Origin of the sequence: Xenorhabdus sp. BG5 (assembly GCF_015163665.1) — a bacterium.
GTDB lineage: Bacteria > Pseudomonadota > Gammaproteobacteria > Enterobacterales > Enterobacteriaceae > Xenorhabdus.
Window position 1 is genome coordinate 81067 of record NZ_JADEUG010000002.1, and the last position, 14039, is coordinate 95105.

At 44.1% G+C, this 14039-nt stretch carries 10 protein-coding genes; 2 read left to right on the plus strand and 8 right to left on the minus strand.

The window, feature by feature from the left end; all coding sequences use genetic code 11:
- The first annotated feature begins 44 nt into the window (after positions 1-44).
- Positions 45-1166, plus strand: coding sequence for a cupin domain-containing protein (locus tag IQ209_RS02375; RefSeq protein WP_193848638.1), 1122 nt, complete (start codon positions 45-47; stop codon positions 1164-1166).
- Positions 1167-1218: 52 nt separating this feature from the next.
- Here the strand turns inward: IQ209_RS02375 and pepT are convergent, their stop codons facing one another.
- From pepT to lolC, 5 genes are all read right to left on the minus strand, one after another.
- Positions 1219-2463: a peptidase T gene (gene pepT, locus IQ209_RS02380; RefSeq protein WP_193848641.1), complete on the minus strand. Its 1245-nt coding sequence runs from the start codon at positions 2461-2463 to the stop codon at positions 1219-1221.
- 65 nt (positions 2464-2528) lie between these two features.
- A complete protein-coding gene (gene cobB / locus IQ209_RS02385; RefSeq protein WP_193848643.1) occupies positions 2529-3359 on the minus strand; it encodes a Sir2 family NAD+-dependent deacetylase in 831 nt (276 codons plus the stop codon).
- Positions 3360-3416: 57 nt separating this feature from the next.
- A complete protein-coding gene (gene lolE, locus IQ209_RS02390) occupies positions 3417-4664 on the minus strand; it encodes a lipoprotein-releasing ABC transporter permease subunit LolE (RefSeq protein WP_193848645.1) in 1248 nt (415 codons plus the stop codon).
- Complete coding sequence (gene lolD, locus IQ209_RS02395) at positions 4664-5368, minus strand: lipoprotein-releasing ABC transporter ATP-binding protein LolD (protein WP_193848647.1); 705 nt, start codon at positions 5366-5368, stop codon at positions 4664-4666. The genes lolE and lolD overlap by 1 nt, the downstream gene beginning before the upstream one ends.
- Positions 5361-6563 carry a lipoprotein-releasing ABC transporter permease subunit LolC gene (gene lolC / locus IQ209_RS02400; RefSeq protein ID WP_193848649.1) on the minus strand — a complete coding sequence of 401 codons (1203 nt, stop codon included), beginning with the start codon at positions 6561-6563 and terminating at the stop codon, positions 5361-5363. The genes lolD and lolC overlap by 8 nt, the downstream gene beginning before the upstream one ends.
- A 197-nt stretch (positions 6564-6760) precedes the next feature.
- Here lolC and mfd point away from each other — a divergent pair, with 197 nt between their 5' ends.
- Entirely contained in the window at positions 6761-10207 is a 3447-nt protein-coding gene (mfd, locus tag IQ209_RS02405) for a transcription-repair coupling factor (protein ID WP_193848651.1), read from the plus strand.
- Positions 10208-10339: 132 nt separating this feature from the next.
- Here mfd and umoD read toward each other — a convergent pair whose 3' ends face one another.
- The 3 genes from umoD to nagZ form a co-directional block, all read right to left on the minus strand.
- Positions 10340-10822, minus strand: coding sequence for a UmoD family flagellar biogenesis regulator (umoD, locus tag IQ209_RS02410; protein WP_193848653.1), 483 nt, complete (start codon positions 10820-10822; stop codon positions 10340-10342).
- 691 nt (positions 10823-11513) lie between these two features.
- Positions 11514-12818 carry an NAD(P)/FAD-dependent oxidoreductase gene (locus tag IQ209_RS02415; RefSeq protein WP_193848655.1) on the minus strand — a complete coding sequence of 435 codons (1305 nt, stop codon included), beginning with the start codon at positions 12816-12818 and terminating at the stop codon, positions 11514-11516.
- A gap of 199 nt (positions 12819-13017) precedes the next feature.
- The gene (gene nagZ, locus IQ209_RS02420) at positions 13018-14028 is read right to left on the minus strand and encodes a beta-N-acetylhexosaminidase (protein ID WP_193848657.1); all 1011 of its coding nucleotides are present in this window, start codon (positions 14026-14028) and stop codon (positions 13018-13020) included.
- Between the last annotated feature and the right edge of the window lie 11 nt (positions 14029-14039).

The following is a 14039-nucleotide window of genomic DNA, read 5'->3' on the forward strand; positions in this document are numbered from 1 at the left end:
CGTTATAATAGCGAGAAATTCACTTCTCACTTCAGGATGTCACCATGGATTATCAGCTAAATCTGGACTGGCAGGCGTTTTTGCAAAACCATTGGCAAAAACGACCATTGCTGATTAAACAGGGTTTCCATCAGTTTATTGATCCTCTTTCCCCCGATGAGCTGGCGGGACTGGCGATGGAAAATGAAATCGATAGCCGTTTGGTCAGTCAGAAAAATGGGCGCTGGGAAGTTTCCCACGGACCCTTTGAAACCTACGACCATTTAGGCGAAAAAAACTGGTCTTTGCTTGTACAAGCCGTTAACCATTGGCATCTCCCTTCTTCTGCACTGATGAAGCCATTCCGTGTACTGTCTGACTGGCGCATGGATGATTTGATGATCTCGTTCTCCGTACCCGGCGGTGGTGTCGGCCCACACCTTGACCAGTATGATGTTTTTATCATTCAAGGAAAAGGGCGCAGACGCTGGCGGGTAGGTGAAAAAATTTCCATGAAACAACATTGCCCTCACCCTGATTTATTGCAGGTTGAACCTTTTGAGGCAATTATTGACGAAGAGATGTTACCGGGCGATATACTCTATATTCCACCGGGTTTCCCACATGAAGGCTATGCTATTGAGGATTCACTGAACTATTCAGTGGGATTCCGCGCCCCCAATGCCCGCGAATTATTCAGTGGATTTGCTGACTACATTCTGGCAAACGAGCTGGGAAGCCACCGCTACAGCGATCCTGGATTGACATTTCGTGACAACCCAGCCCTGATCCAGACAAACGAGCTGGACACACTGCGTTCAATGATGCGTGAATTGTTGGAACAGCCAGAAACTTTCCAACATTGGTTTGGTGAATTTATCTCTCAATCGCGCCACGAATTAGATCTGGCACCACCTGAACCGCCTTATGAGAGCGATGAGATTTATGATTTACTGAAACAAGGTGAAGAATTAAATCGGTTGAGTGGCCTGCGCGTCCTGCGGGTTGGCAATCAATGTTTCGTCAATGGGGAATTGATGGATACTCCTCATACCCAGGCTACTGATGCCCTTTGCCAATATGACAAAGTCAATGCTGAACTGTTGAGTGATGCTATCGACGACGTCCGATTTATCAGCCTGCTTACGGCTTTGGTCAATAGCGGTTATTGGTATTTTAACGATTAATCCAAACCAAGGGGCAAGATAGGTTGCCCCTTATTTTCTAAATGACGGTGTGTTATTCAGGCAGTACGTGACTTCCGTGACTTACCGTCAATTCAGCAATCCTCATAATCACATTAACGGCTTGTTCCATACCTTCCAGTGAAATAAATTCGTGCTTGCTGTGATAATTATATCCACCTGTGAATATGTTCGGGCAAGGGAGTCCACGATAGGATAACTCTGCACCATCGGTCCCACCGCGGATCGGCTGGATTATTGGCTCAATATGACAATCCAATATCGCTTGTTTAGCAATGGCAATGACATGGGGAGATTTAAGCACCTCGCTATGCATGTTGTAATAATCATCATCAATCGCCAGCTCAATATAGCAGTCTGGATGTAATCCTTCTCCGATAGTTTCCGCAATAGCAATGAGATTTTTTTTACGTTTCGCAAAATTGGCCCTGTCAAAATCCCGGATGATATAGTGCATCTCGGCACGCTCAACAGTCCCTTTTATGCTATGCAAATGATAAAAACCTTCATAACCTTCCGTCTGTTCAGGCGTTTCTTCAGCAGGCAAAGCATGATGAATGCGCATGGCTAATGTCAATGCGTTAACCATGACACCTTTGGCACTGCCCGGATGAGCCATATTACCCACAATCTTAATGACTGCGGATGCAGCATTGAAATTTTCAAATTCCAGTTCTCCTACTCCGCCTCCATCAACGGTATAGGCCCATTCTGCGCCGAAAGCGGCTATATCAACATAGTGCGCTCCCCTGCCAATTTCTTCATCTGGCGTGAATGCAATCCGAATATCGCCATGTGGAATATTTCTCTGTCTCAAGCGTACCATTGCGGTAATAATTTCAGCGATCCCGGCTTTATCATCGGCACCCAACAGTGTTTTGCCATCGGTCGTAATTAATGTTTTTCCCAGTAAGCTATGTAATACGGGGAACATGACTGGCGATAACACGTTATCTCCCATCCCTAACGCAATATCACCGCCACGATAGTTTTCCACAATCTGGGGATTAACATGCTTACCGGAAAAATCCGGTGAAGTATCGAGGTGGGCAATAAAACCAATGACTGGAACTGGCGTTGCAACATTTGATGGCAATGTTGCCATCACACATCCCCGTTCATTGAGAGTGACATCGGCAAAACCAAGCTGGATCAACTCCTCATATAATACCTTGGCAAGATCCAGTTGACCGTTACTACTGGGAATGGTTTTAGCGGATGGTTTTGATTGCGTATTAAATGCAATATATTTAAAAAAACGCTCTAATAATCTATCCATCTTCTTCTCCCTGGTTCATGTGGATTTATTATGAAAAAGATGGATAGCGTAGGCATTGCGTCAAGTCAGCTTTTATCCGTCTTCATCTGCTGAATTAAGGATTGAACATATTGCGTCACTATTTTACTGGCATAACCGTAATGTTTTTCATCAAACAAATTCTCGACCTGGCTAGGTTCAAGATTCAGCTCAACAGTATGTGCTCCAGACAATTTAGCCTCATGCACAAAACCCGCAGCCGGGTAAACATGGCCCGATGTTCCGATAGCAATAAAGATATCGGCATCAGCTAAAGCAGAGTAAATCTGTTCCATACCCAATGGCATTTCCCCAAACCATACTACATGAGGACGTAATGGCGACGGGAATTGGCAACAATGGCAACGATCTTCCATAGTGAGATCATTTGTCCATTCAACGACCTGTCCAGATTGACAACACCGAACTTTCAGTAATTCACCGTGCATATGCAAAACACGACGACTTCCCGCACGTTCATGCAGATCGTCAATGTTCTGTGTCACCAATAAAAAATGGTCACCAAGCTCCTGTTCGAGTTCCGCTAGGGCATGATGTGCAGCATTAGGCTGGATATCCGGTTGTTGTAGCTGCTTGCGGCGGGCATTATAAAATGCCTGAACCAGATCAGGATCACGCTGAAAACCTTCCGGAGTCGCAACATCTTCGACACGATGCTCTTCCCACAGACCATCGGCAGAGCGAAATGTTTGAATACCTGACTCAGCAGAAATTCCTGCTCCTGTCAGGACCACCACATAAGGTTTTTTTATTTTATTTGCCAATCGGATATCCCTGTAAAAGTTTTGTCTATGTGATCGCTGTCGCCGTAATCGCCTGGTTCGGTAAAATTTACTGTGCCGATGAAGAACCCGCATAGATTATTTCCTTGATATACGATAGCGTGCTTAGATACGCGTTGATACCCCGATATATTATTGTCCACTCAAAATTCGCGCTGGATCAAGTTTACTGGCCCGACGAGCAGGATACCAACTCGCCAACAAACTTAATACTAATGCCGTTAACAGAACATAAAGCACATCCATAAGATGCAGTTCTGACGGCAGAAAATCGATAAAATAGATATCTCCTGAAAGGAGTTGGTGTCCAAGCAGTTTTTCTAACCCTTTAATGATAGCCGTCAAATTTAATGATGTGAAAATCCCAACAACGACACCCGTTATGCTACCTACCATGCCTGTTAGTAATCCATACCATAAAAAAATTGCCCTGATATGGCCATCCTTTGCTCCCAAAGTACGCAAGATAGCGATGTCACTGCTTTTATCCTTCACAGCCATAATCAGTGTTGAAATAATATTAAAGCAAGCAACACCAATAACCAATACCATCGCCAGGTACATAATGCTACGTACCATCTGGATATCGTTGTACATATAACCGTAATCTTTTGTCCAGGTGCTGATATAGACATATTTTCCTGTCGCGTTACCTGCATCCCACACACGTTGCTCTGCGGCAAAAACATTATCGGCTTTAATGGCAATACCGGTGATTGCATTACCGTAATCCAGATAGTTCTGGGCATCAGGCAAAGGAACAAGGGCCAAACTGTGATCTAACATGCCACTCAACTGGAAAATACCCGCAACCTGTAAACGGATGCGTTTAGGCTGCAAAAGTTTCAGGCTCGCATCATTATTGGGGATCATGACAGTCACCCAATCACCCTGTTCCACGTGCAGTGAATTAGCTACCCCCTGCCCTAAAATCACCTGATTTTTTCCTGCCCTGAACGTTTTCCATGCCCCGTTACGCACAAACTGAGGTAAGGTACTCACATCCGTCTCGGTATCCAGATCGACGCCACGTACCTGTATAGCATGAAGTTTTTCACCGCGTTCCATCAGACCAGTGAACTCAATATAGGGAGAGGCTCCAGCAATACCTGGTGTCTGTCTCACCCGCTTAAGGGCGGTTTCCCAATCCTGGAAAGGCTGCTCCACAGCATAAATTTGTCCATGTGGCACAACGGAAAGTATCCGATTGTTCAATTCTCGTTCAAACCCGTTCATAGCACTCAGGCCAATAATCAGCACCGCCACACCCAGCATGATACCCAGCGTCGAAATGACAGAAATCAGGGAAACCATGCCTGAACGACGCCGGCCACGACTAAATCGTAATGCGGTAAATAGTGCAAGAGGCAGATTTACCATTACATCTCCCCCGCCGTCAGGGTTAATTCATCTTGCAAATACCCATCACGCATTTCTACCTGACGTGCCAATTGCTTAGCTAATTTCATATCATGGGTGACAACAAGAAACGCAGTACCTTGCTGTTGGTTCAATTCTTGCAAAAGCTGAAATATACTGTCTGCATTTCGTTGATCAAGGTTACCCGTTGGTTCATCCGCCAACACCAATGACGGTTCATTTACCAGCGCCCGGGCAATGGCAACACGTTGGCGTTCTCCCCCTGACAACTCAGATGGCCGATGGTGCGCCCGATGTTCCAACCCAACCGCTGCCAGCATATCCAGCGCTTTTTGTTGAGAATGGCGTTTTTGTCCACCAATCAAAAGCGGCATCGCAACATTTTCTAACGCGGTAAAATCAGGCAATAAATGGTGAAACTGATAAATAAAACCAATTTCACTGTTACGTAATTCTGCCCGCGCAGACGAAGACATTTGGTTGAGTGATTGCCCTTTGAACCGGACTTCACCAGACGTAGGTGAATCCAAACCACCAAGCAAGTGCAAGAGGGTACTTTTACCAGAGCCAGAACTCCCGACAATGGCCATTATTTCACCCTGTTGCATGGAAAAAGTGACATTCTTTAATACTTCTGTAGAAATTTTTCCTTCCTGATATTTTTTGCACAGTTGGTGACACAGTAATAAAGGGTGTTTACTCATAACGTAAAGCCTCAGCAGGTTGGGTGGCAGCCGCGCGCCAGGAAGGGTACAGCGTCGAGATTAAGGAGATCAACATGGCACTGATGGCGATCAGCATCACTTGCGTAGTGTCAATCGCAACAGGTAACTGAATGCCCTCAGCCAGCAAGCCGATAATTGGCATGAGATTATTTAACTGACTGGAAAGCAATATTCCCAACCCTGTTCCCAATACAGCACCAATAATGCCGGCTCCCGCGCCTTGGATCATAAAAATGGCCATCACCTGACGGCGGGTCAGCCCTTGCGTCTGCAAGATAGCGATTTCACCCTGTTTTTCCATCACCAATAAAGAGAGAGAGGTAATAATGTTAAAAGCAGCGACAGCAATGATCAGGCTCAGCAATAACCCCATCATGTTTTTCTCCATGCGAACCGCCTGAAAAAATTCCCCTTTGCGTTCGCGCCAATCTTTCCATATCAACCCTTTTGGCAGAGTTTGCTGGCTCAACTCATCTACGGTTAGTGGTTCATTGAGGAACAAGCGCCAGCCCGTGATATTACCAATGGGATAGCGTAACAATCTGGCTGCATCCTGTTGATTCACCAATATTTCCGTACCATCGGCTTCACTATTGGCGAAAAATGTCCCCGCTACCGTGAATAAACGCTGGCTGGGAATTCTGCCCATTGGCGTTAACTGGCTGGCACTCGGCACGATAATACGGATTTTATCACCCCGTTTTACCCCTAATGTAGCCGCCAATTTTTCGCCCAAAATGACAAAATAACCTCCGGGTTGTAGCTGGCTTCGATTGACATTAACAAGATGTTCTGCCAATGGCGCATATTCGTCCTGGTTAATACCTAACATGACACCAACACCTACATTGTGGTGACTCTGTAGCACCACATCCCCTTGTACGATAGAGGTGATGCGATTAACCCCCTTTAATCCCACCAGCTGGCTAACCGGATGTTCAACCGGATTAATAGCGCCTTTTTCCGATGTAATGATAGCCTGCGGCATAAAGCCCAGGATGCTACTTTCTAATGAACGCTCAAAACCGTTCATGACTGACAATACCGTAATCAAAGCCGCCACGCCTAGCGTAATGCCAATCGCTGACAACCATGAAACAAAACGGCCAAATTTATCGACCGCCCGCCCGCGCATATAGCGCAATCCTATAAATAATGAGACAGATTGAAACATGAAATCTGTTACGCCCCTGTTGCCAAAGCAAAGTGTTCGGGGATAATAAAGGGTAGCAATACTTTATGGAACCACCCGTATCCCGGTTCTGTGGTTTTTTTTACTTTCTCTCAACCTACCAGCGTATTTATTGTAAGGCTACTGGGGCAAAAATGTGTTGGGAATGGACTGAATCTTAGAGAACACATCAAACGCTTATGTCAGCAAAATATCGTTATCAACTTCCTGAAAGCCGCGGCGATACCCGCTACTTAGGTCATTTGACGGGTGCAGCCTGCGCCGTTGAATGTGCCGAAATCATTGAACGTCACCCAGGGCCAATATTGCTGGTGACCAAAGATATGCAAAATGCCCTACGATTGCGTGATGAAATTCAACAGTTCACCGACGCACCAATAAATACTATGTCAGATTGGGAAACTTTGCCCTACGATAGTTTTTCTCCTCACCAAGAAATTATCTCCAACCGCCTGTCCACGCTTTATCACTTACCCTTTATGATGGAGGGGGTATTAATCCTTCCCGTCAACACCTTGATGCAACGTGTCTGCCCACACGATTATCTCAAAGGACATGCATTGGTCATGCACAAAGGGCAACGTCTTTCACGTGACAAACTGCGGTCGGAGCTGGAACAAGCGGGTTATCGCAGTGTTGAACAGGTACTTGAACATGGCGAATTTGCGACACGCGGAGCTTTGTTTGATCTTTTCCCTATGGGCAGCGAATATCCTTATCGCATTGATTTTTTTGATGATGAGATAGACAGCCTACGCACTTTTGATGTGGATAGCCAACGCACCTTGACCGAAGTAGAAAAAATCAATTTATTGCCCGCCCATGAGTTCCCAACCGACCAAAATGCGATTGAGCTGTTTCGCAGCCAATGGCGCGAACAGTTCGAAGTCCGTCGTGATGCTGAACATATTTATCAGCAAGTCAGTAAAAAAATGCTACCTGCTGGCATTGAATATTGGCAGCCATTGTTCTTTGAACACCCCTTAACCGCCATCTTTGAATATCTGCCCGAAAATACCCTGCTGATTACCCAGAATTTGGTCAGTGCTGCGGAGCGTTTCTGGCAAGATACCAAATTACGTTTTGAAAGCCGCAACGTTGATCCCATGCGCCCGTTACTCTCTCCTGAACAGCTCTGGTTGCCTGTCAATAAGCTATTCGCGGAATTGAAAAATTGGCCTCGGATTGAAGTTGATAATGAATCCCTTCCCCAAAAAGCAAGGAATATCAACTTAGCCTATCATCCTTTGCCTGATTTATCGGTTGCTGCACAGCAAAAAGAGCCATTGGATAAATTACGCCGTTTTATGGAACAATTCAGCGGCAAGATCGTGTTTTCAGTGGAAAGTGAAGGGCGCCGGGAATCCATAAAAGAATTGTTGTCCCGAATCAAAGTCAAACCGAAAAAAATAAATCAGCTCACTGATGCCAATAATCCCGGCCATTATTTGATGGTTGGCGCCGCAGAGCATGGTTTTATTGATGAAGATAACAATCTCGCCCTGATTTGTGAAAGTGACATGCTTGGCGAACGTGTCAGCCGTCGCCGCCAGGATAACCGGCGCACGATTAATACTGATACATTGATCCGCAATCTCGCTGAATTACGGCATGGACAACCTGTTGTTCACCTTGAACATGGCGTTGGCCGCTATCAGGGGCTGATAACATTAGAAGCGGGTGGCATTAAGGCAGAGTATCTTATCCTGACTTATGCCGGAGAAGACAAATTGTATGTGCCTGTCTCTTCACTTCATCTCATCAGCCGCTATGCGGGTGGTGCTGAGGAGAGTGCTCCCTTGCATAAATTGGGCGGAGAGGCATGGAACAAAGCGCGCCAGAAAGCGGCTGAAAAGGTGCGTGATGTTGCAGCCGAACTCCTGGATGTTTACGCACAACGGGCCGTGAAACTGGGTTTTGCTTTCAAAAACGACCGCGAACAGTACCAACTGTTCTGCCAAAGTTTTCCCTTTGACACAACGCCTGATCAAGAACAAGCCATCAATGCAGTACTTGATGATATGTGCGAACCTATTGCTATGGATAGGCTGGTATGTGGCGATGTCGGGTTTGGAAAAACAGAAGTCGCCATGCGTGCCGCGTTCCTGTCCGTCATCAATAATAAGCAAGTCGCAGTGCTTGTGCCAACCACCTTATTAGCACAGCAGCATTATGATAATTTCCGCGATCGCTTTGCCAATTGGCCTGTGCATATTGAAGTTATGTCACGCTTTCGTAGTGCAAAAGAACAACAACAGGTCATTAATATGGCAGCGGAAGGCAAAGTGGATATCATTATTGGTACTCATAAACTCCTGCAAAGTGATCTGCGCTGGAAAGATCTCGGTTTGTTGATCGTTGATGAGGAACATCGTTTCGGCGTTCGCCATAAAGAGCGTATCAAAGCTCTTCGGGCAGATGTTGATGTCCTGACACTCACCGCCACCCCTATCCCTCGAACGCTCAATATGGCAATGAGTGGCATGCGTGATCTTTCCATTATTGCGACGCCCCCCGCCCGTCGTCTGGCAGTAAAAACGTTTGTACGTGAATATGATAGCCTGGTGGTACGTGAATCTATCCTGCGTGAAATTTTGCGCGGCGGGCAGGTTTACTATCTGTATAACGATGTTGAAAATATCGAAAAGGCAAAAGCCCGACTGGAAGAGTTGGTTCCCGAAGCCAGAATTGTTGTGGGACATGGGCAAATGCGTGAGCGTGATCTGGAACGCGTTATGACGGATTTCCATCACCAACGCTTTAATGTTCTGGTGTGTACCACTATCATCGAAACGGGCATCGATATTCCCAGCGCCAATACCATCATCATCGAACGTGCCGATCATTTTGGCCTGGCCCAATTGCACCAATTACGTGGGCGTGTCGGGCGCTCCCATCATCAGGCTTATGCTTATTTGCTGACACCGCATCCAAAAACCATGACCAGCGATGCACAAAAACGGCTGGAGGCTATTTCATCTCTCGAAGATCTGGGGGCTGGTTTTGCATTGGCTACCCACGATTTGGAAATTAGGGGAGCTGGCGAATTGTTGGGTGAAGACCAAAGTGGGCAGATGACCAGCATCGGCTTTACTCTCTATATGGAATTATTGGAAAGTGCCGTTGATGCCCTTAAAAATGGGCGGGAGCCTTCGCTTGAAGATCTCACCAACAACCAGACTGAGATAGAATTGCGTATGCCTGTGCTTTTACCTGATGACTATATTCCAGATGTCAACATACGCTTATCTTTCTATAAGCGCATTGCCAGTGCACAAAATAATCTCGAATTGGATGAACTGAAAGTCGAACTTATTGACCGATTTGGTATTCTACCCGATTCAGGGCGCCAACTGCTGCAATCTGCTTCTATTCGCCTGATCGCCCAACAACTCGGTATCAAACGCATTGAAGCACATGAAAAAGGAGGGTTTATTGAATTTGGTCATCATAATAAAGTCGATCCGAATTATCTCATTAGTTTGTTACAAACGCAGCCCAATATTTACCGATTGGATGGACCTTATAAATTGAAATTTATTACTGAGTTAACCGAACGGGCCACTCGTTTATCGTTTATCCAGCAATTATTAGAAAATTTCGATCTACACAAAAGTGATGTCTAATCAAGCCACTTGAGCGATAAAAGTCATGTCATGATTGCACTATTTTGCCCAGTTCGCTAAATTACCACTCAATGCGAACTAAACACGGAACAGTGCAATCTTTTTTACTCTCCACTAAATAGTTAGAAAAACTCATTGTTGTGAATGTGATTTCAGAATCAATTGTCCTTTCTCATTTAAAGGGATAGTGCCATTGGGCTTGTACTCTATCCTAACTTTTCCTGGTTGCTCACCAATAACATAAGTTACGTCATAGGCAACAACACGTGGTTTCTTAAAATGAAATTCTGTACAGTTTTTTAACACCGAGTGGATTAAAGCAGGATATTTTCTATTAGCTTTCAAATGGTTAAGAAGGGTTAAAATACGATATTCATATTTAATCAAATGATTATGCGCAATACCTTTTACTGTAACAGGAATGGGAAATACGGCAATATGGCAATAGGATTGACGAAAAACAACCGTTGATCTGATAGGTTTCGAAGATAATACATGCGCAACGCTGGGGCGTGGAGATTCAAAATATAACGTTGCGGCTATACCAATGATGGCAATAGCAATAATAGTCATTATAGCACTCATTACATACTGTCTTATCGTTAGCTTAACCACATAGCACCTTGATATATTAATAGTTTTCCACAAAATTTGATTAAGAGAATATTTCGCAACTATTTTAAATAAGCTAAAAGTGCGCTAAGTTAATTATTGAGAAAAATCCTATTCCATTAAATCAGTAAAATCATTAAGCACTTATTCGTGTGGTCATTTATTATGATAAATAGTTTCAGCATTGATTTTACGAAAAAAATAGCTTCTATACCTATTTCATTAAGAGTTAGTACATAAAAAATTGTCACAATAAAAGTTGCCATATAAAAAGCACATACAACCCCAAAAATAAAAGATATACCCCTAATGTCCTGATCCTACAGACTGAACAAAATTGTGATGCCAAGGTAACCTGACTAAAACAAGCTTTATTATAACGATTAATTAAATCTGCTGATAAATTATTTGATTATCTATTAGGTAGGTATGCATAACTACATCAATTAAATATATCTTGTATAACATATCAATATAATTACGGGTTATTATTTAAAAAAATTATCACATATAACAATAATGAATTAATTAAAACGAGAGCCAAATTTTATTCAAATACAGTTTTATTCATTATAGTAAATAATCAGGTTAACTTTAGAGAAGAATAATTATGATATGTATAATAATAAACATAATGAGTAGATAAATGACCCACCTCAATAAAGTACTTTAAGATGAGCCATTTTGTAACTAATTAATGCAACTTCAGGCGTGGTCGAATAACGCGGTTAATTCCTCCAACCAGCATCATCAAACCTGTTTTAATATATCCATGCAGCGCTACCTGATGCATACGATACAAAGAAATATAGACTATACGAGCAATACGGCCTTCAACCATCATTGAACCACGCATCAAGTTCCCCATCAGGCTACCAACAGTACTGAACTTGGATAATGAAACTAATGAACCATGATCTTTGTAAACATACTCTTTCAATGGTTTTTCATTCAACAATGCCAGGATATTGTCATAACACCGGCTTGCCATCTGGTGAGCGGATTGCGCACGAGGAGGAACAAAACCCCCCTCTTTTTTCGGGCATGATGCACAATCCCCAATGGCAAAAATATGATCATCCCGTGTGGTTTGCAACGTTGGTTTTACCACCAATTGGTTAATACGATTGGTTTCCAATCCACCGATATCTTTCATAAAGTCAGGTGCTTTAATTCCCGCAGCCCAAACCAGCAAGGAAGCTTTGATCTGCTCACCCTCTTTGGTATTCAACCCATGCTCATCGGCACTGGTCACCATTGTCTTGGTTAATACCTTAACACCCAGCTTAGTCAACTCTTGATGGGCTGCACTGGAAATGCGTGTCGGCAATGCAGGCAGAATACGCTCCCCTGCCTCAACCAACGTCACGTTAAGGGCATCTGAATTCAGGCTTTCAAAGCCATAACTGTTAAGTTGCTTAACCGCATTATAGAGTTCCGCGGAAAGCTCTACGCCCGTCGCACCACCACCAACAATCGCAATATTCACTTTTTCTTCTGCACGATGATTTGCAGAATATTTCAGGAACAGGTTCAACATTTCATTGTGGAAACGATGTGCCTGCTGCGGGTTATCAAGGAAAATACAATTTTCCTTCACACCCGCCGTGCCAAAATCGTTAGATTGGCTGCCCAATGCCATGACAAGAATGTCGTAAGCCAGTTCACGCTCTGGTATCAACAAATCACCATCTTCATTACTGATCCCAGCCAGAGTAATTTTCTTCCCTTCACGATTGATATTCGTGAGTGTGCCTAGCTGGAAATTGAAATAATGGTTGCTTGCATGAGCTAAATAACTCAATGCATCAACACCATCATCCAGAGACCCCGTTGCAACTTCATGCAATAGTGGTTTCCATAAATGGCTATTATTGCGATCCACCAAAGTAATTTCGGCTTTTTTCTTACGCCCTAATTTGTGTCCCAAACGCGTTGCTAGCTCTAAACCACCAGCGCCCCCACCAATGATGACAATTCTTGTCTTTGGCGTTGTCATGAATACCCCACTGAAAATACAACATAATGTTATGTAAGGCGCTAAGTCGTTTCTTTGAGTAAAAACCTTAAATAACGTCCTTAAATAACTTCAAGCTAAACAAATTTCATATTGCAAATATCTCCAGAATATCATGGCAGGTCAGTTGGTCATACCGAAAATAGTCACAACTAAATTCTTTTGATTAATTAGACATCAATCACAAAAATTGTTCACACAAACCCTGTAACGCCTGGTTAGCTTTTTGCCAACGTTCAGATTGCTGTAATTCTTCCAAACTAAATTGTTTGCCTTGATGATATAACTGTTTGACTTTAGGTGATTCAATTATCGGCAAATTATCCAGCACACTGACCGCCCCTGCTCGATTGTTGCACACTAAAATCATGTCACAACCAGCATCTAATGAGGCTTTAGCTCGTTCAGCATAACAGCCCATCACTGCGGCGCCTTCCATCGACAAATCATCGGAAAAAATAACGCCTTTAAAGCCTAATTGCTCACGAAGTATGGATTTCAACCAATAGGGTGAGCCACTTGCAGGACGGTGATCTATCTGCGGATAAATCACGTGAGCAGGCATAATGGCATCCAGCAGATTACGCTGGATAAAATCGCGGAAAATCACCATATCATGACAACTAATAGCATCCATGGGACGGTTATCCCTTGGCGTTTCTTTATGAGAATCTGCCGTCACTGCCCCATGTCCCGGAAAATGTTTCCCCGTCGATTTCATTCCCGCAGAATGCATTCCCTGGATAAATTTTTCTGCCATTGCCATCGCAGGTTCAAGCTCTTCGTGGAATGAACGTTCACCAATGGCTACACATTTATGCCCTAAGTCCAATACTGGCGCAAAGCTGATATCGATATCCATTGCGATCATTTCTGATGCCATTAACCAACCAGACTCTTTTGCCAGATGTGCTCCCATCAACATGTCATGTACACAAGCAAAAGATTGTGCCGCAGGTAAACGCGTAAACCCTTCATGAAAACGCTGAACACGTCCGCCTTCCTGATCAACAGCAACCACCAAACGGTGGCGGGAAGCTGCGCGAATTTGGCGAACCAATTCACGTAATTGCTCCGTATCGTGGAAGTTGCGGGTAAACAAAATTAAGCCACCCACTAATGGATGCTGTAGAATTTCGCGCTCTTCGTGATCCAATTCATAGCCAACAACATCTAACATTACTGGCCCCATAGCCTTCCTCA

Bases quoted from the DNA above. Each gene is read 5' to 3' on its own strand.
- IQ209_RS02375 (WP_193848638.1), top strand. From the start codon at position 45: ATGGATTATCAGCTAAATCTGGACTGGCAGGCGTTTTTGCAAAACCAT.
- pepT (WP_193848641.1), bottom strand. From the start codon at position 2,463: ATGGATAGATTATTAGAGCGTTTTTTTAAATATATTGCATTTAATACG.
- cobB (WP_193848643.1), bottom strand. From the start codon at position 3,359: ATGCGGGTTCTTCATCGGCACAGTAAATTTTACCGAACCAGGCGATTA.
- lolE (WP_193848645.1), bottom strand. From the start codon at position 4,664: ATGGTAAATCTGCCTCTTGCACTATTTACCGCATTACGATTTAGTCGT.
- lolD (WP_193848647.1), bottom strand. From the start codon at position 5,368: ATGAGTAAACACCCTTTATTACTGTGTCACCAACTGTGCAAAAAATAT.
- lolC (WP_193848649.1), bottom strand. From the start codon at position 6,563: ATGTTTCAATCTGTCTCATTATTTATAGGATTGCGCTATATGCGCGGG.
- mfd (WP_193848651.1), top strand. From the start codon at position 6,761: ATGTCAGCAAAATATCGTTATCAACTTCCTGAAAGCCGCGGCGATACC.
- IQ209_RS02415 (WP_193848655.1), bottom strand. From the start codon at position 12,818: ATGACAACGCCAAAGACAAGAATTGTCATCATTGGTGGGGGCGCTGGT.
- nagZ (WP_193848657.1), bottom strand. From the start codon at position 14,028: ATGGGGCCAGTAATGTTAGATGTTGTTGGCTATGAATTGGATCACGAA.